General features: G+C 62.2%; 17 protein-coding genes. 11 read left to right on the top strand and 6 right to left on the bottom strand.

Features of this window, described 5'->3' with window-relative positions:
* The first annotated feature begins 5 nt into the window (after positions 1-5).
* Positions 6-758 carry a class I SAM-dependent methyltransferase gene (locus RIG82_05990; protein ID MEQ9460484.1) on the top strand — a complete coding sequence of 251 codons (753 nt, stop codon included), beginning with the start codon at positions 6-8 and terminating at the stop codon, positions 756-758.
* An 8-nt stretch (positions 759-766) separates the two neighbouring features.
* Here RIG82_05990 and RIG82_05985 read toward each other — a convergent pair whose 3' ends face one another.
* Positions 767-3,841, bottom strand: coding sequence for a hypothetical protein (locus tag RIG82_05985; protein MEQ9460483.1), 3,075 nt, complete (start codon positions 3,839-3,841; stop codon positions 767-769).
* A gap of 119 nt (positions 3,842-3,960) precedes the next feature.
* Here RIG82_05985 and RIG82_05980 point away from each other — a divergent pair, with 119 nt between their 5' ends.
* The 3 genes from RIG82_05980 to RIG82_05970 all read left to right on the top strand — a co-directional run bounded on the left by RIG82_05980 (position 3,961) and on the right by RIG82_05970 (position 7,513).
* The gene (locus RIG82_05980) at positions 3,961-5,337 is read left to right on the top strand and encodes a phosphomannomutase/phosphoglucomutase (GenBank protein MEQ9460482.1); all 1,377 of its coding nucleotides are present in this window, start codon (positions 3,961-3,963) and stop codon (positions 5,335-5,337) included.
* Between the two features lie 20 nt (positions 5,338-5,357).
* Positions 5,358-6,770: a type I glutamate--ammonia ligase gene (gene glnA, locus RIG82_05975; GenBank protein ID MEQ9460481.1), complete on the top strand. Its 1,413-nt coding sequence runs from the start codon at positions 5,358-5,360 to the stop codon at positions 6,768-6,770.
* A gap of 110 nt (positions 6,771-6,880) precedes the next feature.
* Positions 6,881-7,513, top strand: coding sequence for a hypothetical protein (locus tag RIG82_05970; protein MEQ9460480.1), 633 nt, complete (start codon positions 6,881-6,883; stop codon positions 7,511-7,513).
* Between the two features lie 14 nt (positions 7,514-7,527).
* On the opposite strand, the gene RIG82_05965 is transcribed toward RIG82_05970, so the two are convergent.
* The 4 genes from RIG82_05965 to RIG82_05950 form a co-directional block, all read right to left on the bottom strand.
* Positions 7,528-8,814 carry a hypothetical protein gene (locus RIG82_05965; protein ID MEQ9460479.1) on the bottom strand — a complete coding sequence of 429 codons (1,287 nt, stop codon included), beginning with the start codon at positions 8,812-8,814 and terminating at the stop codon, positions 7,528-7,530.
* Between the two features lie 702 nt (positions 8,815-9,516).
* A complete protein-coding gene (gene topA, locus RIG82_05960; GenBank protein MEQ9460478.1) occupies positions 9,517-12,240 on the bottom strand; it encodes a type I DNA topoisomerase in 2,724 nt (907 codons plus the stop codon).
* A 129-nt stretch (positions 12,241-12,369) separates the two neighbouring features.
* Positions 12,370-13,365 (bottom strand): tRNA (adenosine(37)-N6)-dimethylallyltransferase MiaA, encoded by a 996-nt coding sequence (gene miaA / locus RIG82_05955; protein MEQ9460477.1) that lies wholly within the window; start codon positions 13,363-13,365, stop codon positions 12,370-12,372.
* Positions 13,366-13,401: 36 nt separating this feature from the next.
* The gene (locus RIG82_05950; protein ID MEQ9460476.1) at positions 13,402-14,676 is read right to left on the bottom strand and encodes an HD domain-containing protein; all 1,275 of its coding nucleotides are present in this window, start codon (positions 14,674-14,676) and stop codon (positions 13,402-13,404) included.
* 171 nt (positions 14,677-14,847) lie between these two features.
* Between RIG82_05950 and RIG82_05945 the strand changes: the two genes are divergently transcribed.
* From RIG82_05945 to RIG82_05935, 3 genes are all read left to right on the top strand, one after another.
* Complete coding sequence (locus RIG82_05945; GenBank protein MEQ9460475.1) at positions 14,848-15,765, top strand: FkbM family methyltransferase; 918 nt, start codon at positions 14,848-14,850, stop codon at positions 15,763-15,765.
* A 192-nt stretch (positions 15,766-15,957) separates the two neighbouring features.
* A complete protein-coding gene (gene acnA / locus RIG82_05940) occupies positions 15,958-18,732 on the top strand; it encodes an aconitate hydratase AcnA (protein ID MEQ9460474.1) in 2,775 nt (924 codons plus the stop codon).
* 366 nt (positions 18,733-19,098) lie between these two features.
* A complete protein-coding gene (locus RIG82_05935; GenBank protein ID MEQ9460473.1) occupies positions 19,099-19,284 on the top strand; it encodes a hypothetical protein in 186 nt (61 codons plus the stop codon).
* A gap of 109 nt (positions 19,285-19,393) precedes the next feature.
* On the opposite strand, the gene RIG82_05930 is transcribed toward RIG82_05935, so the two are convergent.
* Positions 19,394-19,696 carry a hypothetical protein gene (locus tag RIG82_05930; GenBank protein MEQ9460472.1) on the bottom strand — a complete coding sequence of 101 codons (303 nt, stop codon included), beginning with the start codon at positions 19,694-19,696 and terminating at the stop codon, positions 19,394-19,396.
* Between the two features lie 141 nt (positions 19,697-19,837).
* On the opposite strand from RIG82_05930, the gene RIG82_05925 reads away from it, so the two are divergent.
* Genes RIG82_05925 through RIG82_05910 form a run of 4 tightly spaced genes read left to right on the top strand, consistent with a single transcriptional unit; the run spans position 19,838 to position 22,011 of the window.
* Positions 19,838-20,086: a hypothetical protein gene (locus tag RIG82_05925; protein MEQ9460471.1), complete on the top strand. Its 249-nt coding sequence runs from the start codon at positions 19,838-19,840 to the stop codon at positions 20,084-20,086.
* Positions 20,086-20,325, top strand: a complete 240-nt coding sequence (locus RIG82_05920) for a hypothetical protein (protein ID MEQ9460470.1) — start codon at positions 20,086-20,088, stop codon at positions 20,323-20,325. The genes RIG82_05925 and RIG82_05920 overlap by 1 nt, the downstream gene beginning before the upstream one ends.
* Positions 20,326-20,356: 31 nt before the next feature.
* Positions 20,357-21,112 (top strand): dethiobiotin synthase, encoded by a 756-nt coding sequence (gene bioD / locus RIG82_05915; GenBank protein MEQ9460469.1) that lies wholly within the window; start codon positions 20,357-20,359, stop codon positions 21,110-21,112.
* Between the two features lie 35 nt (positions 21,113-21,147).
* A complete protein-coding gene (locus RIG82_05910) occupies positions 21,148-22,011 on the top strand; it encodes an alpha/beta hydrolase (GenBank protein MEQ9460468.1) in 864 nt (287 codons plus the stop codon).
* The last annotated feature ends 7 nt before the right edge of the window (positions 22,012-22,018 follow it).

The raw sequence follows: 22,018 nt of genomic DNA, 5'->3' as shown, positions 1-22,018 counted from the left end.
GAACCATGTCTGATTACAACAACAGCACTGACGACACCGATTCGCAGGATATATATGACCCGGTCTTTGTACGTAGGCTGTTCGACGAAATGTCGAGGACCTACGGCGTCGTTAACCTCATTTCTTCATTCGGCTTCTGCTCGCGATGGCGACGTCAATGCATCGATGCCATATCGATCCATCAGGGAAGCGTTGTTCTTGATCTGATGACGGGTATGGGCGAGTTGCTGCCAGGCCTATCTAGGCGAATAGGGCCATCTGGCGCACTGATCGCAGTCGATATCTCACCCGAGATGTGTCGTCAGGCGCAGGAGACATCAGCCAAGCTGAATGTCATCGATGGCACGACGATCCTCCGCGAGGATGCTCTGGAGTTACCTTCGATCGAAGACTCATCGGTTGACTACATTGTCTCCTCGTTCGGGCTTAAGACTTTTAGTGTCCGGCAACTGGAAGCTCTGGCAGGACAGGTCTGCAGGGTCCTCAAACCTGGCGGCCAGTTCTCATTCCTTGAGATATCCGTGCCGGAGAGTTGCCTCATGCGCTGGCCCTACATGCTGTACCTCAACCACCTCATTCCGCTGATCGGCCAGACGCTCATGGGCAATCCTGATAACTATCGCTTGCTAGGCGTTTACACCGCCGCCTTTACTAGCTGCCGTACGGCAGCTCCCGCATTCATGGCTACAGGTCTTGAAGTCTCGTACCAAGAATACTTTGTTGGGTGTGCTTCTGGATTGACAGGTTACAAACCGTGAACGAGTTGCTAACGCCTCCGCCCCTCCACCGGCATCACCACCGGCGACGGCTCCAGAATGTCCACCTCATCCCGATCCAATGACCACTTCACACGCTTGGCCGACAAACCCGCCGCCTCGACCGTCCCGGCCTCGCGGACCAGCCTGCCCGGGTCGGCCCACAACTCGACGACCCGGTCGATCGCATCAAACCGCAGGCCGTCTGAGGTGATCACACGCTCCTCGCGCACCACCTGCACATCCTCATACGCCTCCACGCCCAGCAGCCGAGCCGTCTGGCCCTGCTCATCAAAGAAACTCAACCCCTCAAAGGCCGCCTCCATCCGCGTGGCATCGACATACACCGCTGGCGAACTTCCCGCCTCATAAACCAGCTCGACACCATCCTCCGCCACCGCTCGCTGATCGTTCATGTCCAGCGTCATTCGGTCCCTCCACCGCAGCAACCCCCGTTGCGCCCCCTCGCCCTGCAGCATCAGCGGGAACACACCCGACCCGCCGCCCCCGCCAAGACCGGAAGCTGCACCGTCGCGCTGCCCTGCAGCTGGCGGGCCAAAGGTTTCATACAGCAGCCACCCATCCCCCAGGACCTCCGACGAGGCTGTCTCGCGGTCGTAAGCCACCGCAGGCCCGGACAACGTCGTCCGCGTCGCATCAACGCCGGAGTCGGTTCTCGTGAGCCAGGTCAGCTCAGCACCACGCTGCTGACCACCGGTTGCTCGCACCGCGCGCACGTCGGGCGAACCCAGATCGAAGCCCTCGTCCAGCAGCGTGTCCTGATGGTTGATCGCCTCAGCCTGTCCCACCTCGATCCGAAGTTCATCGGCAGCAAGCCGCCCCTCATCCAGACCACGCCGGTACACCCCATCCACCTCACCTCGCGCGACCGCGAGCCCCAGTGACCGTTGGAATGTCATTCCCTCAACCCACCCAAGCTCCAGGCTCGTCGACGGCACCACCGCAGGGTTCGCCGCAACCCGCACCGGTTGCAGCCCTGGCACCAAGCCATCATCGACAGCCTCTGGTTGCTGCGCGGTCACCACCTCACCACCCTCATCGATGACATGTCTGACCTCACCCGGCCCATCAACTGCGAGCGCATCACTCGCCTGTGTCCCGGTGATCACCCCGCCTCGGAGTTCGCTGGTACCCTGACGCACCATGGCCCAAGACGCCACCTCATCCCCGCCTACCAACCGGACCTCCCCACGCTCGGCAAGCAAGGTCGCGCGCTGACCCGTTGCTTCCAGATCCCGTGCCCGATCCGTCGCCCGTATTTTACCCGTTGCTGTGATGCGATCCACGCGATTCGCCACACCCGGCCCGGTCGCAAAATGCGCCGCCATCGACTCCGCCTCCAGCGACCGCACGTCCTGAGAAACCTTCGCCCCGCCCCCGGCACCCGCCCGCTCGACCACCGTCCGTGACCCTTCCAGTCCCTCTTGCACGATGACCTCCGCCGACTCGCTCACTAGCAGCACCGGCTCTTCTCGGCCGTCCCCGAGATACCGCGTGGTCACGCCCCCCTCTGCCAGCACCGCACCCACGCCGTCCTCCAGCGTCACCAGCGCTAGCCGCTCCGCATCCACATAACCCTGATCATGCGATCCACTCACGGACCCTAACACCTCGGCCTCCGCCACCCGCCCGAACACCGCGCCTGCCCTCACGTCCGGGCTCTCCGGCATGACCGTGAAAGCCAGCCGCTCACCCCACACCAGGTCCCGCGCCCCACCCAACAAGGCTCCCTCGACCGGTGCCTCCCAAGACCCCGGTCCTTCAAACACCCCACGCCGCTCGGCCAGCCGGTAGCTCAGGCGATCTCCCTGCACAAAACCAGACCCCGCCGTCGCCAGCCGGGCGGGCGACGCCTTATCTTCAGCCTGAGCCCACACTGTGCGACCGTCACTGTCAAAGCCGATCCCACGACCCGTCGCCGTCCCCTCGGCCGTCGTCAGCAGCGCTGGCGTCCCCAAAACACGCCCCGACAACTCACCCACCGCTGGCACCGCCAACCCCTCGATACCCTGACTCGGCCGCAACACCACCGCACCCGACCACGTCACCAGCGTGTCATCCCCGCTGACTGGACACAACGAACCATCCGCCCCGACATCAGGCTCGCCAACTTCGGTCCCCGCCGTTGCCGCCTCCTGCGTTCCCTCCGTCGATCCCCGAAGCCCGCGCTCCGGATCGCCGAGCGAAAAGCCCTCCTCACCGTCTCCCACACGCAGCAGCGCCTCCAATCGTTCACCCCGAACCACGGCCTCGCCTCCGCGCACCTCCGCCAACACCGGACCATCTACGTCCAAACCGTACAACACCGATCCGTTCTCATCGGTATCGCCCGCCACGTCATCGACCCCCGAGGAACCATCCACAGCACGACGCCCATCCCCTGCCCCCGGCGCCCCATCCTCATCACCCAATAATGCACTGTTGAGGCGCAGCACGTCACTGCGTGCGACCCGCAGCTCCTCCACGCGACGCCGCAACTGGTTGTACCGCAACTCGAACCCCACGCCCCGGTAATCAAACAACGGCCCCGTCAGGTGCAACGGGCCCTCGGTCTCGAGTAAACCCAACTCCAGATCGAACCGCACCCGATCCAGATAAGCCCGCGCCGTGACATCGCTCGCCTCGCCATAGCGTGGTGCCCTCCCCTCAGGCGTCTGATAGAGATTCACCACCACCGACCCACGAAACTCACCATTTCGCGGATCACGACCCGGCGCATAAAACGTCCCTTCGTCCGCCACGATCTCCAGCACCCCACTCCCCTCCAGCGCGACTCGAACCCGAGGTCGATCGATCTCAAACATGCCGTCCGGCTCGGGCGTCAACGACGACCACCGCACCCACGTCCGCTGCTCGGCCAGAAACACCGATCCCTCCTCGGTCGGCAGTGCCGGTAGCGACCCCATGTCAGAGACGGCTCCGCCCACGAACGCATCGGGCAGATTCACCGGACCGCCGTCAACCAGCTCCTCCTCCGGCGTCGTCACCGGCCCTGTCATCAGGGACAAGCCCAGAATCACCGCCGCCACCACGCAAGCCACACCAATCGTCAACCATCGCTGCATCCAACAAGTCTAACCCCACCCCCCATCCCTCGTCCCCCTGCGCCCCGCCCCCAGCGCGATATGATCCCGTATCACAACATCCCTAACACCAAACCCCGTTCACTCAACCGAGAGATGCGATGTTCCCCAAGATCTTCAAGGCCTACGACGTCCGAGCCACCACCCCCGACCCCCTCAACGAGGACGCCGCGTACGCCGTAGGCGTCGGGGCTGGCCTGTTCCTCAAAAACGCCAACAACGGCCCCGGAACCATCCTCGTCAGCCGCGACATGCGACCCCATTCCCCCAAGCTCGCCGAGGCCCTGATCCACGGCATCCGCTCGACCGGCATGGACGTCATCGACCTCGGCATGGCCGACACCTCCTTCCTCTACTTCGCCATCCCCCGACTCAAAGCCGCAGGCGGGGTCCAGACCACCGCTTCCCACAACCCCATCAACTACAACGGCTTCAAGATCTCCGCCGCAGGTGCCAAACCCATCGGGGCCGAAACCGGACTCAAAGAGATCGAGCAACTCGCCACCCAAGCCTACGGCCAGCCCAAAGCCGAGCCCACCGGCAAGCTCACCCAGCAAGACCTCTGGGACGAATACCGCGCCCACATCCACCAGTTCCTCCCCAAACTCAACCGACCGATCAAACTCTTCGTCGATGCCTCCAACGGCATGGCTGGCAAGCTCATGCCCAAGGTCTTCGACGGCGTCCCCAACCTCGAAGTCATCAAACTCAACTTCGAGATCACCGGCTCTTTCGTCCACGACCCCAATCCACTCGTCGCCGAGAACATGATCCCCACCCAGCAAGGCGTGCGATCAAACAAAGCCGACCTCGGAGCCTGCTTCGATGGCGACGCCGACCGCTGCATGCTTGTCGATGAACAAGGCAACACGATTGGCTGCGATCACCTCACCGCCTGGCTCGCTAACCACTTTCTCAAGACCGATCCCGGCGCCACCATCATCTATGACCTCCGCTCCTCCAAGGTCGTCGAAGAATCCATCCGCAACCTTGGCGGAAAGCCCGCAAAATCCCGCGTCGGACACGTCTTTATGAAAGCCCTCCTCCGCGAGACCAACGGCGTCTTCGGCGGAGAACTCTCAGGGCACTTCTACTTCCGCGACAACAGCTTCGCCGACTCCGGCGCGATCCTTCTCGCCGTCGCCCTCGGTGTCCTCGCCAACTCCGACACACCCCTGAGCCAGCAGATCGAACCCCTCAAGAAGTACCCGCAGTCCGGCGAGATCAACTTCCGCACCGAAGACAAAGCCGCCGTCCTCGCCGCTCTCAAAACTGACTACGCCCAAGGCAGCACCATCGACGAACTCGACGGCGTCTCCATCGACGCTTTCGAGTCCAAAGGCTGGTGGTTCAACGTCCGTGCTTCCAACACCGAACCGCTGCTCCGACTTAACGCCGAAGCCCGTGACCAGAAAACCCTCGACAACCTCCTGGCCGAACTTAAGCCCCGCCTCGGCGAAGTCGCCGAAGGCCACTGATCCCACACACGGAGCCCTCCATGACGCCCAAGCAGGTCATCGCCCTGATCCGCAAAGAGCAGATCGAATACGTCGACTGTCGCTTCATGGACTTCCCCGGGCTCTGGCAGCACGTCACCTACGACTCGGCCCAGCTCACCGAAGAAGCCTTCGAAAAAGGCTTCGGATTCGACGGCTCCTCCATCCGCGGGTGGCAGGCCATCAATGAGTCCGACATGCTCCTGATGCCCATCGCGGAGACCGCGCACCGCGACCCCTTCCTCGACCGCCCCACCCTCGCGATCATCTGCGACATCAAGGACCCCGTCACCAAAAAACTTTACTCCCGCGACCCCCGCTCCATCGCCAAAAAAGCCGAGGCCTACCTCAAGAAGACCAAGATCGCCGACAAAGCCGTCTTCGGGCCCGAGCTCGAATTCTTCGTCTTCGACAATGTCCACTACGACCAGACCGTCAACGCCGCCTCTTACCAGGTCGATTCGGTTGAAGGCATCTGGAACCGCGGCAACCCACACCCCACCAATCTCGGCTACCAGGTCCGCCAGCGCGAGGGATACTTCCCCATCCCGCCGATGGACTCGATGACCGACCTCCGCTCCGAGATGGCCTCGGTGATGAAGTCCATGGGCCTCCCCATCGAAGCCCATCACCACGAGGTCGCCACAGGCGGGCAAGCCGAGATCGACCTGCTCTACGCACCTCTCCTGCGCATGGCCGACATGTGCATGATCTACAAGTACGCCGTCAAACAGGTCGCCGCCCGCCACGGCAAAGTCGCCACCTTCATGCCCAAACCCCTCTGGGGCGACAACGGCTCGGGTATGCACACCCACTTCTCCCTCTGGAAACAGAACAAACCTCTCTTCGCCGGCAACCGCTACGCCGGTCTCTCGCAGATGGGCCTCTACGCCATAGGCGGGATCCTCCGACACGCCCCATCCCTCCTTGCTTTCACCAACCCCACAACCAACTCCTACAAACGACTCGTCCCCGGCTTCGAGGCACCCGTCCACCTCTGCTACTCCTCGCGCAACCGCTCCGCCGCCATCCGCATCCCCGTCTACCACAACAACCCCCGCTCCAAGCGGCTCGAGTTCCGCTGCCCCGATGGCGCCTCCAACCCCTACCTCGCCTTCGTCGCCATCCTCATGGCCGCCATCGACGGCATTCAGAACAAGATCGATCCCGGCGAACCGATGGACCGCAACCTCTACGACCTCGGCCCGGACACCGATGCCGCCCTCGACCGCGTCCCCGCCGACCTCGAATCCGCCCTCACCACCCTCGAAAACGACCACGACTACCTCCTCCAAGGCGACGTCTTCACCCCCGACGTCATCCACTACTGGATCCGTTACAAGCGCGAGAACGAGATCGACGCCCTCCGCCAACGACCCCACCCCTTCGAGTTCTGTATGTACTTCGACGTCTGACCTCACCCGGGTGGCACGGGTCATCAAGCCGTAGGCGACTGACCTGTAAAAGGTCGATCCTCTAAATCCATTAAACTGCCATCAATCATTCGTCCCCCAGGAGCCCAGCCGTGCGACAACTCCCCACCCTCCTGCTCGCCCTCTGCCTCGCAGCCCTCCCCGCCTGCGAGTCCACCCACTCCGCTAACCCAACCACCTGGAACTGGGACTGGGTCCCCACCGTCAACCTCGCCCTGGGTAACAATGTCACCGACGACCCCGCCTTCCGCGTTGGCTACGTCCCCGGCGACATCTACCAGACCCAGCAGGACCTGGTGATGATCAAGCCAGACGGCTGGAACGGTGACATCTACCTGGTCGGCTACGCCACGAGCCCCGGCGAACTCACCGCCGCTGAGACCTACGCAGCCAACCCCAACAGCTACAAAGACGTCCGCGGCGTCCTAGCCAAAGGCACCCGCCTCCAGATCGAGGAACTCATCCGCTACGGCGAAGAAACCGAAGAAATCGACAACGACGCCGACGATGAATCCGAGGACTCCGACGCCAATCACAATGACGCTGATGACGACGAAGAGATCACCATCACCCGCCGCGCCTTCGTCCGCGTGTTCGCCGAAATCCTCGACGGCCCCCTCCGCGGCAAGACTGTCATCCTCGACAAAGCCTCCCGCGAAGACGACTTCCCCCAGGACTCCACCGGCTTCCTCCCCGACCGACAGGTGATGCTCAAGGCCAACTGATCACACGCTTGTGATCAGTCATTAACCAGACCACCCAGGTCCGCCACAAACACCCGCCGCGTTCCGCCCGACACGCCATTAAACGCCACCCAACGCCACGACCGGTCCCACGCCGGGTGCGGGTCCACCCGGAGCACCGCGTCATCGTCACCCCCAGGCGGACGCGTATCAATCCACGCCAGCACCCGCTCGGTTCCCGCTCGCAGATCAATCCACCGCAGCGGCGTTAACCCATCTCGCGTCCACGGCTCGTGCTGATAGGTGTCCGTCAGCACATGCACACCGTCCGGATACACCGTCGGGTGCCCCGACCCCGGCACATCGGTCATCGCCTCCAGACCAGAACCATCAACCCCAACGCGCATCAGCCGCAGTGCATCCAGCTCGGGGTCACGCAGGTTCATCGAGAGCCGCGTGCCATCGGGGTAGAAGTTGATGTGATGCCCGCCATGCTCCCAGCACACCGCAGGCACCGCATCAACGACCTCGGTCCCGCCCGCCCGGAGCGTCAGCACGTCAAACCGCACCGCACCCTTGTCCAGATGAAGCACATCCCACCGCGCCTCGCCACGGTTCCGAAACCGCCGGATCGTGAAGATCAGCCGCTCGCCATCTCCCGACCACTTGCAGTGAAACCCGTAGACCTCCCACCCCTCCAACTCGGCATCACTCAGCCCACGCAGTTCAGGAATCACCCCCACCGCGTCACGGAGCGAGAGCACCAGCCACCGCTCCCCCGTCGCCAGATCGACGATGAACAAGCCATCGTCCTCCGGTGCCCCGATGTTCCTTGGCACCCGATCATCCGGCACCATCACGCCATAGCCGGCCTGCGTCCTGCGCATCTTCTCGAGCGAACACGCCGCCGCGTACCGCCCGCAGGGCGAGACCTGATACACCCCGCCCGGCCACCGCTCCGCCTGCCCCGTCGTCCAGTCGAGCCGCACCACCTCCGGCCGCCACCGCTGCGTGTCCACATCATTGAACACCAGCGTCCGGTCGTCCGCGCCCCAGTTGATGTTGGCGCCGAGTTGGGGTTCCCAGCCAGCCGTCTCCGCCACCACCCGCTCGGTCCCCGCCTCCAGATCCACCACCACGACCTGACCCGCCTCCCCCGGCGACGGCCGCCGATCCTCATACGGCATCCGAAAGCCCGCCAGATACCGCCCCGACGGGCTGAATGGACAGGTGTCGAAGAAGCGGTGGATCACACGGCCTTCGTTGGCGGTGACGCAGAAAACAGGGCAGATGGAATCCTCGAGTGGACGAGACGGGGCTACTCCATCAGTGTGTCGCAACATCGTTAGCCTTACGAGACGAAGAGTCTCAGTTATTGATCTCAGATTGGTTGAGAACCAACTATGCCTAGATCAATCGATGGCAGTTTGCTAAGAGTTGTTTTTCTCTGGATCAGAGCACCCGTGTTTCCGATAGTTCCCACGAGACTGCTCAAGAGAAAATCGATTCGCCCCACCAGTAAGCGAAGGATCATCTTGCTGAAACAGGTCATCTTCCCAACCGCATACATTGCAAATTACATAGCTCCCAACAACCTCAGGTAAAGTTCGTTTGCCGCAGCACGGGCATTCTCTGAGTCGGAAGTAATGCTCTGTGGAACCAGCGATTTTTGACTCATCGAAGTTGAGAAGTTCGAGTGTCTCAGAGAGGACTTCTTCAAGCTGCAGGAGTTGCTCTTGAGCATCAATCTGAAATCTCCTCGCCCGTAGCTGGTTGATGCGATGCCTGAGATTGTGCTGCCTATGGAACAGGTGGGCAGTTCGCCTCTCCTCTAGATCCTCGAATCGAAGCGCTATGTCATACGAATCCGCTAGATCCTGCCACAGCTTAGGGCAGTCTGATGGGAGGGCCGGAAGTAAGCACCCGAGATCAACCCAATCATGTCTGCAGGCAGACGAGGGTTCAGCAGCCAAATCGCTTTGGCCTTCACGACACACAAAGCAGACATATCTGACGAGTGGAGACGGCATCAGCGAATCGCTTTCTTACGCCGCATCCCCCCGCGCCTCGACCTTCCCTGCCGTCTCATCCCCCGCGATTTCCGGCACATACTCATCCCCCTCTTTCAGCACGCGCCCGGACGCTGTCTTGATCTCCGGCACCGGGTTCTCCTTGAGGTGCTCGGCCCACTTCTTCTCAAGCTCTTGCTGCTTGTCCTCCTCCACCGCGCTCCACGCCATGCGCCCCCGGCACTTTGGGAACCCCGAGCAGCTCAGCCACGGGCCGCGCTTGCTCTCGCGCATGTACAACTCCTTCTCATCGCATTTAGTGCACGTCAGCCCGGTCAGCATCGGCGGGGCCTTCGGCAGCACCACATGACCCTTCTTCGGGTCCAGCTTTACGATGAACTTCACCTCCGGGTAGTTCGACGACGCCAGGAACGGACCAAATCGCCCCGTCCGCCGGATCATCGGCGCACCATCCTCCGGGCACAGCACATCCGTCAGCTCGGGCGGCTGCGGTTTGCCCTCACGATTGATCGGCGCCGCGTACTTGCAGTCCGGGTACCGGCTGCACGACAGGAATCGGCCGTTCTTGCCAAACCGATACATCGTGTCCGCGCCACAGGTCTCGCACTTGTACGGCGCCGGCTCCGTCACCGCCTTGGCGTGGGTCAACTCCTCGTGCGCTCGCTCAAGCTGAGCCGTGAACGGCCCGTAGAACGACGCCAGCATCGAGCGCCAGTCCTTGTTCTCATCCTCGATGTGATCAAGCTCGCTCTCCATCTCCCGCGTGTAGGCCACGTCCAGGATCTCGGGGAACGCCTCGACCAGCATGTCCGTCACGACCATGCCCAGATCCGTCGCGCACAACCGCTTGTCCCTCGGCATGAACGGCTCGACGTACTTACGGTCCTGAATCGTCTGGATGATCGCCGCATACGTCGATGGCCGGCCGATGCCTTCCTCTTCCAGCTTCTTTTGCAGTGACGCCTCGGTGTACCGTGGCGGGGGGCTGGTGAAGTGCTGCGTCGGGTTGATGTCGACCGGCGCGACCGCCTGCCCCTCACTCAGCTCGGGCAGGATCACCTCGTCGCTCTGCGGGACGCCCGTCACCCGGTAAAAACCGTCAAACACCAGCTTTCGACCAGTTGCCTTGAGCTGGGCCGACCCGCCGCCTAACAGCTCGGCCTTGACCGTCACCGTCGTCGAATCCCACTTCGCAGGCGTCATCTGACACGACACAAACCGCTTCCAGATCAGGTCATACAGCTTGAACTGATCCTCGTTGAGCTTCCCGCGGATATCACTCGGCTTGATCGTCACATCTGTCGGCCGAATCGCCTCGTGCGCTTCCTGCGCGCTCTTGTTCGATGAGGTGTAGTAGTTGGCCTTCTCCGGCAGGTACTCGTCACCATACGATCCGCCGATGTGCGACCGCACCGCCTGAATCGCTTCGGGGGCGAGGTGCGTCGAATCGGTACGCATGTACGTGATCAGGCCCGTCTGCCCACGTGCCCCGCCCAGGTCTACACCTTCATATAAGGATTGCGCCACCCGCATCGTCCGCTGGAGGCCGAATCCCATCCGGTTCGCCGCGGCCTGCTGCATCGACGAGGTGATAAACGGTGCGCCCGGACGGCTGGTGGTGCGCTTGGTCGCGATCGACTCGATCGCGTAGGCGGGTGGCTTGCTGCCCACGCCGCCAATGGCGGTGATCACGTTCTTCGCTGGGCCCTTGCCCTTGGGGTCCTCGACCGTATCGAGGGTTTCCAGCTCATAACCCAGCCGCTTGGCGGCGTCGAGGATCAGGTCGCGGTCGGCTTCCTTGACCGCGGTGCCGTCCAGGGACACCAGCTCGGCCCGCATCACGGCGTGCTCGGACAGCCAGGCGTTCTGGTCCCGCACTGTCCGCGTCGCCCCCTCGGAAGCCCCGGCGAGAAACGCCTGCCAGGCTTCGCTCAGTGCTGTTGCCTTAGAAGGATCGGTTGCGAGCAGGGCGGCCAGCCGCCAGGATTCTTCCGGGATAAACGCATCGATCTCGCGCTCGCGCTCGACGACCAGCCGCGTAGCGACCGACTGAACGCGCCCCGCGCTGAGCCCGCCAGCGACCTTCTTCCAGAGCAACGGCGAGACCTGATAGCCGACAATGCGGTCGAGGATTCGCCGGGCTTGCTGGGCGTTGACGCGGTGCTCGTCAATCGGGCGCGGGTGATCGAAGGCCTTGGCGATCTCGGTTTTGGTGATCGCGTTGAACACCACCCGTTTGGCGGTCGAGAGATCGATGTCCAGGGCGTGCGCCAGGTGCCAGCCGATGGCTTCCCCCTCGCGGTCGAGGTCGGTCGCGAACCAGACGTCCTGGGCGTACTTCGCGGCTTTTTTGAGTTCGGCGACGGTCTTCTTCTTATCAGGGAGGATCTCGTAGGTTGGTTCGAAGCCGTGTTCGAGATCGACGCCCGGGACCGGTGCCTTGACGCCCTTGGGATTGCGTGAGGGCAGGTCGCGGACATGGCCGACGGACGCCATGACTAAGTAGTCGCTGCCGAGGTACTTGTTGATGGTCTTAGCTTTGGTCGGCGACTCGACGATGACCAGGTGCTTGCCCTTGGCGTCCTCGATCTTGATGGACTGACTCCGCCCGCGTCCGCCCGCGGCGCTTTTTCGGGCGGCTGGCTTACGGGTGGTGGTCTTCTTTTTGGTGGTGGTTTTCTTCTTGGCCATGGCGTCCGGCGTCTCGTGGGGTGTGCGCGCATTCCTAATTAGGTTCATCCCGCCCGATCGGCGCGGTACTTGAGCACCGGATCGGAGCATTGTCAACAGGTCCGCGCAAAAAGGCTTTGGCTGCGGGGTTACGGGACGTTGTGTAAGCCTATGTTTTTCAAGTATTTACAGTGAGTGTTATTTTTCCGCAGCGCGGATGGCGTTCAGGGCCGCCTTGGCGGCCTGTTCGGGAGAGGTCTCGGGGGTCATGGGGATCCAGTGGACGTGGTGGTAGCGCTTCATCCAGGTCCGTTGCTGCTTGCCGAGCCGGCGGGACTGGATTTTGGTCTTTTCGTAAGCCTCTTCCAGAGAGACCTTTGTGGGGTTTTTGAGGTGTTCGAGAACTTGTTTGGTGCCGATGGCTTCGCGGGCCTGGACGCCTAGGAGGCCCCGGGATTCGAGGTCGGCGGTTTCCTCGACGAGGGTGCGACCGGCGAACAGAACCTCTTGTGCCAGCTCAGGTTGTACTTTGTCGGGGTAGAACATCGCCTTGACGCGGAGGTTGATGCGGGCGTTGATGGCGTCGGTTGGCCAGTCGAGTCCGATGAGGATGGGGTTGTGGCGGTAGGGCTGGTCGGGGTCGTCGGTCCACTGGGCCTGGAGGGAGGTGATGGTAACCCCTGTCTGGTGATGGACTTCGAGGGCACGGAGGATGCGCTTGCGGTCGGCGGGGGCGATGCGCTCGGCGGCTTGGGGGTCGACCTCTCGGAGTTGGGCGTGGAGTTGCGGGCTGTCGATCGCGGCCAGTGAGGCCCTGTAGGCTTCATCAGCGGGGGGGCCGTCGAACATGCCGTGGAGGAGGGCTTTGAGATAGAGGTTGGTTCCGCCTGCGATGATGGGTCGTTTTGCGCGGTTTTGGGCCGAAACCATGCTGGACTCTGCAATCAAACGCCAATCGGAGACGGTGAAACGCGATGAAGGGTGCGCGCAATCGACGCCGCGGTGCGGGACGCGGGCCCGTTGGTCGGGCGTCGGTTTGGCGGTGCCAGCGTCCATGAGTTGGTAGACCTGCATGGAGTCGGCGTTGATCACCTCCCCGCCCAGCGCTTCGGCGAGTTGGATGGCGAGTTCGGTTTTTCCGCCGGCGGTGGGTCCGAGGAGGATGATGGGTCGGGGTTGCTCGGGGGCAGGCATGGGGACAATGTACGTGAGGGGTGTTGGGGGGCGGGGTCAGGCGGCGACGCAATAGGGGGTGAAGTTGGACTGATCGATGAAGGTCTTAAGGGCGTTAATGGTTTCGGGGCAGAGTTTGGTGCCGATCTGTTTGTTGAGGATATCGAAGACTTCGCCATCGGTGAGGTCTTTGCGGTAGGGTCGTTTGGCAGCAAGTGCTTCGTACATGTCGGCGACGGCGAGGATGCAGTCGGTCTGGCTGAGTTCGTGGGACTGGAGTCCGCGGTGGTAGCCGGAGCCGTCGAGTTTTTCGTGGTGGCGTGCGGCGAGTTCGACAATGGGTGCGAAACAGACGGAGCGGGAGAGGATGCGGAAGGTGTGGTCGGGGTGTGCTTTAAGGGCGTTAAACTCGTAGTCCGTGAGTTTGCCGGGTTTGTCCAGGATGGCGTTGGAGACGCCGAGCTTGCCGATGTCGTGGAGGAGGCCTGCGCGTCGGAGCCTTGTGATGTCGTGTTCGGGGAGTCCAAGGGTCTGAGCGATGCCGACGGCGACGTCGGATACGCCTTGGGAGTGGCATGCGGTCCAGGGGCTTTTGGCGTCGATGACCTGGCCGAAAGCCTGGGCGATGCGGTCGATCATGGCGTCATCTGCGTGGAGGAGTCGGTCTTCGGGTTCGAAGTGTGGGAGGTAGGCGCGGTGGCCGGGCGAAAGGGTGTTGGTCCAGAAGGTTTCGTCGCGGGCGATGGTACGGAAGGCGTCGACCAGTTGGGGATCGAACCAGGTTCCGCGACGGTCTCGGACGATCTCGAGGGCGGCGGGGAGTCCGTAGCGTGTGGCGAAGACCTCGGCGGTCTGGGCGATGGCGGCCCCGCGTTCACAGCGGATCTTGACGAGTTGTTTGGCGCCTTTGCGGCCTGAGACGGCGACGGCGAGGAATCGAGTGAGGCGTTCGTGGAGGGTGCCCTTGGGCGCTACGTTGCGCATGATGTAGGGGAGCATGTTGAAGATGTTCTGCCAGTTGATGAACTTGAAGTCGTGTTTGACGTTGTGTTCATCGGCGCCGAAGAGGTAGCAGACCTTGGCGGCGTTGGATGAGCAGCCGAGGTCTTTGAGGAGCAGGGCGTAGAAGAGGGCAGATCGGTCGTCCGAGCTGAGGTTGATTTCTTCGGCGAGGCGCATGCCGATGAGGCACGAGCGGATCGCGTGTCCTTCGGGTTGTCCTTCGGTGATGTCAAGGGCGTAAGAGAGGGCGCTGACGATTTCTGAGAGCTTGAGATCCTGTTGCTTCGTGTGGGTGAGCAGGAGGTCATCGCGGAAGAGCGTGGTGGTCATGGTGTGCCCTGACGTGAGGAAGGAGTAGGACTAATGGAGGATCGGTTGGTGCTCGCGGGGGGGTGATCGGGGTTATTAGGACGTGGTAAAGAATGGAGCTTTGAACTGCGGTACAGATGTCATGATTGATATAAGGAGGTCAGGTGTGGGAGGGGCGGTTATTCTGTTCTGATGCTGAGTGGACTGGCTGAGGCTGTGTTGCGGGGTTATGCGCGGGTGGCTTGGGATGAGCGGGGGGGGTATCGGCTGGTTCGGGGGGTGCGGCGGTTGCGCCCCCGGAAGGCTTGGGCTGATCGGTTTCGGGTACCGGGGTTTGGTGGGGGTGGGGGCGGGGGGGTGGTGTTGGATCTGGACTTGGGGACGTATCCGGATTGTTGTATGGCGTTTGGGTTGTATGAGCTGGCGACGGCACGGCTCCTGCGGCGGGTGGTTCGGGAGGGGGATGTGGTGGTGGATGGGGGGGCGAATCTGGGTTACTTCACGTTGCTGATGGCGACGCTGGTGGGGCCGGCTGAGAAGGGTGGGCGGGTGCATGCGTTTGAGCCTGACCCGCGGAATCGCAAGCGGTTGATGGATCATCTGGCGTTGAACGGGTTAGAGGATCGGGTGACGGTGCACGGGGTGGCGTTGTCGGATCGTGGGGGGTGGGCGACGCTTCATCGTTTTGTGGAGACGGATTCGGCGCACAATCACGGGATGTCGTCGTTGTATGGAGCGGAGGAGGGTGCGACGGAGGGGTACGACGTGGAGACGGTGCGGCTGGATGAGGTGGTGGGTGGTGCGGACGTGCGGTTGATGAAGCTGGACCTGGAGGGGGCGGAGCCGCTGGCGGTGGCGGGTGCGGCGGGGCTGTTTCGGGGTCCGTCGTGCCCGATGGTGCTTGGCGAGTACGGCTTCGGCGAAGCCAGTCGGGCCGGTCACGCCCCCGGAAGGTGGCTGGGGGTGCTCACGGAGGTTAGTGAGGGGGTGGACTGGCGGTTCGAGGTGGTGGGGCGGTCGATGCGTGAGGTGGAGCTGAAAGGTGGGGTGTTGGTGGGGGTGACGCGTCAGGTGAATGTGTTGGCTCGCCCCCCCCGCATTGAGCCTTGAGGTTGGTGGTGGCTAGAGCACGCATCTGAAGATGCGTGGCACACGGCACGGTCGGTGGTTGGTATCTGGTGACGGATGGCGTGGTGTGTTTTTGAAGGTGGGGGTGGTGGTGTGATAGCATCGGGGTGGTGATGGGGTTCGCCAGTGTGGCGGGTTGTTGATGTTAACTCTTTTGATGACAGGAGCTTGTGGATGTCCAGCCTTGATCCGTTTGGTGCTCGCGAGGTGATGGAGACGCCTTTGGGTCGTCGGGCGGTGTATCGGCTGGAGTCGGTGGGGTCGATTGAGTCGCTGCCGTACAGCATCCGGGTGTTGTTGGAGTCGGCGCTGCGGAATCTGGATGGGTTTGTGGTGACGGAGGAGCATGTGCGGGCGATTGCGTCGTATGACGCGAAGTCGGTGGGTGAGGTGGAGATCCCGTTCATGCCGGGTCGGGTGGTGTTGCAGGACTTTACGGGTGTGCCGGCTGTGGTGGACTTGGCGGCGATGCGTGATGCGATCGTGGCGATGACGGGTGATGCGTCGATGGCGGCGAAGGTGAACCCGCTGGTGCCTTGTGATCTGGTGATTGATCACTCGGTGCAGGTGGATGCGTTTGCGAGTGATGTGGCGTTGACGATCAACTCGAACCACGAGTTTGAGCGGAATAATGAGCGTTATCAGTTTTTGAAGTGGGGTCAGGATGCGTTTGATAACTTCCGGGTGGTTCCGCCGGCGACGGGGATCGTGCATCAGGTGAATCTTGAGTACCTGGCGAAGGTGGTCTGGGACGCCCCCTCCGCTGCCGGGTCCGAGGGTGTGCTGTATCCGGATTCGTTGGTGGGGACGGACTCGCACACGACGATGATCAATGGATTGGGGGTTGTGGGTTGGGGTGTTGGCGGGATTGAGGCGGAGGCGGTGATGCTGGGTCAGCCGATTTACATGCTGCTGCCTGAGGTGGTGGGTGTGAAGCTGACGGGGAAGCTCGCGGAGGGATCGACGGCGACGGACCTGGTGTTGCGGGTGACGGAGATGTTGCGTGAGCACGGGGTGGTCGGGAAGTTTGTTGAGTTTTTCGGGCCGGGGTTGGCGGAGATGCCGCTGGCGAATCGAGCGACGATTGCGAACATGGCGCCGGAGTATGGGGCGACGATGGGGTTCTTTCCGATCGACGAGCAGACGATTGCTTATCTGCGGCTGTCGGGTCGGGATGAGGCGTTGATCGAGACGGTGGAGCTGTATGCGAAGAAGCAGAAGCTGTGGCGTGATGAGACGCAGAAGATTGTCTACAGCGACGAGCTTGAGTTGGATATGGGGTCGGTGGAGCCGGCGTTGGCGGGGCCGAAGCGTCCGCAGGATCGGGTGGCGTTGTCGGCGATGCGGGATCAGTGGCGTCAGGATTTATCGGCGACGTTTGGTCGGACGGCGGTGGGTGCGGCGGTCTCGACGCCTGATGAGATGCAGGCCGAGGGTGGCGTGGCGGTGGCCGAGGCTCCTGCGTCGCCTGAGGTGTCGGTGACGTATAGCGGGGAGACGTTTGCGCTGAAGGATGGTGCGGTGGTGATCGCGGCGATTACGTCGTGCACGAACACGTCGAATCCGGAGGTGATGCTGGCGGCGGGGTTGGTGGCGCGGAAGGCGGCGGCGCGAGGTTTGAAGCGCAAGCCTTGGGTCAAGACGTCGCTGGCACCGGGGTCGAAGGTGGTGACGGATTATCTGAATCGGGCGGGGTTGACGAAGGACCTGGAGTCTTTGGGTTTCCACACGGTGGGTTATGGATGCACGACGTGTATTGGCAACTCCGGACCGTTGCCGGAGGAGGTCTCGGAGGGGATCAACAAGGGCAAGCTGGTGGCTTGCTCGGTGTTGTCGGGGAACCGAAACTTTGAGGGTCGTGTGAATCCGGATGTGAAGGCGAACTATCTGGCGAGCCCGCCTCTGGTGGTGGCTTATGCGATCGCGGGGACGGTGGATGTTGATCTGGTGAATGATCCGATCGGGGAGGATGAGAGCGGGTCGTCGGTTTACCTCAAGGACATCTGGCCATCTCAAGCGGAGATCGCTGAGGTGGTGAGTAAGAACGTCACGCGCGAGCAGTTTCTGGAGCAGTACTCGGACGTGTTCGCGGGTTCGGATGCCTGGCAGACGATTGAGGCGCCGGAGGGCGAGTTGTATTCGTGGGATGAGAAGTCGACGTATGTGCGGCTTCCGCCTTTCTTTGGCGGGTTGTCGCCTGAGCCGGGGAAGATTGGTGCGATCGAGGGTGCGCGATGCCTGGCGAAGCTGGCGGATTCGGTGACGACGGACCATATTTCGCCGGCGGGTGCGATCAAGACGGGGACGCCTGCTGCGGACTATCTGGATGCGAACGGTGTGTCGCGGCCGATGTACAACTCATATGGTTCACGGCGTGGGAATGATCAGGTGATGACGCGCGGGACGTTTGCGAACATCCGGGTGCGGAATCAGTTGGCTCCGGGTACGGAGGGGGGATGGACGACGGATTTCACCAAGCACGATGGCTTGATTACGAAGGGGAGGGACGCGACGTACATCTATGACGCGGCGGTGAACTATCAGAAGGCGGGGACGCCACTGGTGGTGCTGGCGGGTAAGGATTACGGGATGGGTTCGTCGCGTGACTGGGCGGCGAAGGGGACGTTTCTACTTGGTGTGAAGGCGGTGATCGCGGCGAGTTTCGAGCGTATTCATCGGTCGAATCTGGTGGGGATGGGTGTGCTGCCTTTGGTGTTCAAGGATGGTGCGACTCATGAGTCGCTGGGGCTGGATGGGACGGAGACGTTTTCGATCCCAGTGGATGATGGTTTGACGCCTCGGCAGACGGTGAAGGTGACGGCGACGCATCCGTCGGGGAGGGTGACGAGTTTTGAGACGGTGTGCCGGATCGATACGCCGGTGGAGATCGAGTACTACCGGAACGGCGGGATTCTCCAGACGGTGCTGCGGAAGATGGCGAAGGGGTGAGGCTCGCTGCGGTGATGATGAGCTTGTTGACCGTCCCTTCGTGGGCGGTTTTTTTTCTCTGGACGGGGGTTTGGGTTAGCTGGCGGATCATTTGATTTTGCCAAACAAAGCCCGCCATGATTTGTTCTAACCTCTTGGTGAGGCTTGATCTGTGGCTTTGTCGGGGTGATACAAGATCTGCGCGAGAGTCTTCTAGAAAACCATAAGTTATGGATAAGACTGGACTTCCGGGAGAAAAGGCGTGACAAGGTGGTTGGCCTTTGCTATGTTGTGGCGTGGTTGTTTCCGGCCTGGTGTAGGGTCGGGTGTGAGCAGCCGGTTCTCATTTCCTGTGAATCTGGGTAGAAGCCCAGAGAGGAGGCGTCGATGGAACGGGCCATGACGGACCGCGAAAGCCCCAGCCTTCTTCGTGCTCGGTGGCGTGCGTTGTGTGAGGAGCTTGCCGTGGTGTCGGATTCACGCCGAGGCGTGGTGCTGCGGGAGTTGGATCAGATCGAGCGTTCGCTGCAGCAGATCCTTTTGAGTAAACGGCAGGCCGACGGTCAGGGTTAAGCCGTCGCATCGAGTGTTTGGCTCGTCGTTCATTTTTAAGACTTAGTATGTCGCCCGGGTCCTGACGGATTCGGGCGATTTTCTTTTGTTTTGCTGGTTTGTACGGCACTTAGGCGGAGCGACGGGGTTCTTCGCCGACCATCTGTTTGAAGGCGCGGGCCATGCCTTCGAGGGTGACCTTGGGCTGGGCTCGTTGTCCGGTCTGGAGGTAGCGAAGGAGGTCTTCGAGTCGGACCCATTGGTAGGTGCGGCCGTTGGCTCCGCGGAAGGTGTTGACGCGCAGGGAGCCTTCGCGGACGGCGGCGGCGACCTGGTTGGGGGATCGGCTGGTCATGCCGGGGATGCGTTCGAGGGGGACGGCGGGGCCAAGTCGTTTTTTCCAGTCGCCGAAGGTCATGGTTTGTCGTGGCATGGTTGGGGTCTCTGGCGGGGGTTGATCTATGGGAAAGGTCGGGTGAGGGGGTTGGCGGGCTGCAGAAAGGGTTAGCGGGGTTGCAAGAAACCGAGGTGGTGTGCGACGATCCGGGGCCAGAACTCTGCTATTGAGGTGATCATGATGCTGGTGCTTGCTCAAATGTTTGGTTTTTCTTCTGGTGACTCGGTACCGATTGTGCTTGGACTGGCGGGAATGGGGTTTGCGCTGGCTGTGGTGTTGACGACGCTGATTACCAAGGCGGTCGTGGCATCGACGCGCGTGCGTGAGGAGGCTGCGTTGAAGGCACTCATGCTGGAGCGAGGGGCGTCGGTGGAGGAGATCGAGCGGGTGTTGCGGGCGACCGCTGGGGAAAAGGAGAAGTCGTGATGATGATGCTGATGGCCCAAGGGCCTGACTTGAGTTTTCTGAACGACACGGGCAATCTGGCGTTTGTGCTGGGAATCGGAGCGGGGGTGGTGTACATCATCAGCACCGCGGTGGTCAGGTCGATCCGGATCAGGGAAGAGGCTGCGCTGAAGGCACGTCTGATCGAGCGCGGGGCATCGGCGGAGGAGATCGAGAGGATTCTGAATGCTGGCGGTAAGGGTGATAACGACGCATGCTGATCTGGTTCCCAGCATGTTCTAAGCTATGAGTATGAGCGGGACCCCTTGGACGGATGTGGACTGGCGTGCGGGTCGGCGTGGTTTTTTTGTGACGGGCACCGATACCGCGGTGGGGAAGACGGCGTTGACGGCTACCTTGTGTCGTGCGCTGCGTGGGCGGGGTTTGTCGGTCGGGGTGTTCAAGCCGATGGCGAGTGGGGCGGTGTGGCGCGATGGGATGCTGGTGGCGGAGGATGCTGAGGTGCTGGCGGAGGCGGCAGGGATGGATGCGGAGAGTGTCTGTCCGGTGGTGTACGAGGCGGCGCTGGCGCCGGGGATCGCGGCGGCTGAGCTGGGCGAGGCGGTGGACTGGCGGCGGGTTGGTCGGGCGTGGGATCGGGTGCGGCGGGAGCATGAGGTGGTGCTGGTGGAGGGGGCTGGGGGTGTGGAGGTCCCGCTAGGGCCGGATGGGTCGCCTCGGGTATGGGCGTTGATGGCGGCGGTGGGGCTGCCGGCGTTGGTGGTGGCGCGGAGCGGGTTGGGGACCTTGAACCATACGACGCTGACGATTGAGCGCTTGCGCGTGGCGAACATCGAGGTGGCGGGGATCGTGATGAATGATGGGGCCGAGGTGATGACTGATGATGTATCGGTGGCGACGAATCGGGAATGGCTGGAGCGGATGACGGGTGTCGCTGTGGTGGCGCGGCTCGGGGTATCGACGTGTGATCCGGTTTGGAAAGATGAGGCGTGGGCGGAGATGCTCGGAGAGTATCTGGATCGGGTGTTGTTGCGGCAAGAGGCTTGAGTATGGTCAAGTGTTTGTTGGTCTTAAGTTTAGTGATGGTGTTGTCCTCGGTTGCTTTTGCGGGTGTCGAGCCAGTGCTTGACGTGGCGTACGGCCCGGCAGAACGACAGCGACTGGATCTGTATCCGGCACCGGGTGGAGAGGGTCTGAGCCCGGTGTTGGTTTACTTTCATGGCGGCGGCTTTGCTCGCGGCGATAAATCGGGCGTGAGTGCGAAGCTGGTATCGAGGCTGCATGAGTTGGGAATCAGCGTGGTGGCGGTGAACTATCGGTTTGTGAAGACGGATCCATTGCCAGCGGCGATGCTTGATGGTGCGCGGGCGATCCAGCACTTGCGGCTGCATGCCGAGACTTATGAGTTAGACGGACAGCGTATAGCGGTGATGGGGAGTTCGGCGGGGGCAGGGATCGCGCTGTGGGTTGCGCTGCACGACGATGTCGCTGATTCGCTGTCGGATGATCCGGTTTTGCGGGAGTCGTCGCGCGTATCGGGTGCGTGGGTAAAGGATGCGCAGGTTTCGTATGACCCTGAGTTCTGGCGCGGTCTTGGGTTGGGGCGTCTGGTAGACACGCGGTCGTGGCGTTACCTGGTGGAGCAGGAGGGGGAAGAGCTGACGGATGAGGTAATGCGTGTTCGGGTGGCGGAGGCGTCGCCGATCACGCATGTGACTGCGGATGACCCTGCGGTACGTCTTGATTATGCGGCGGAACTCTCGATCACGGATCGCACGTCGCCGGGCGCGATGCTGCATCACCCTTCGCACGGCGTGGCGCTTCACCAGGTCTGTGAGGCAGCGGGTGTATCGAGTGAGCTTTATTACAAGGGCGGACCAGTGGCGGAGGAGGCAGCGACGAGTTTTCTGGCTCGCGTGCTGGAGGTGAGTAAGGTTCGCGACTGAGGTAAGT

The organism is Phycisphaeraceae bacterium (assembly GCA_040222855.1).
GTDB lineage: Bacteria > Planctomycetota > Phycisphaerae > Phycisphaerales > Phycisphaeraceae > Mucisphaera.
The sequence above is the reverse complement of the archived record's forward strand: the minus strand, read 5'-3'. Positions and strand labels throughout refer to the sequence as shown.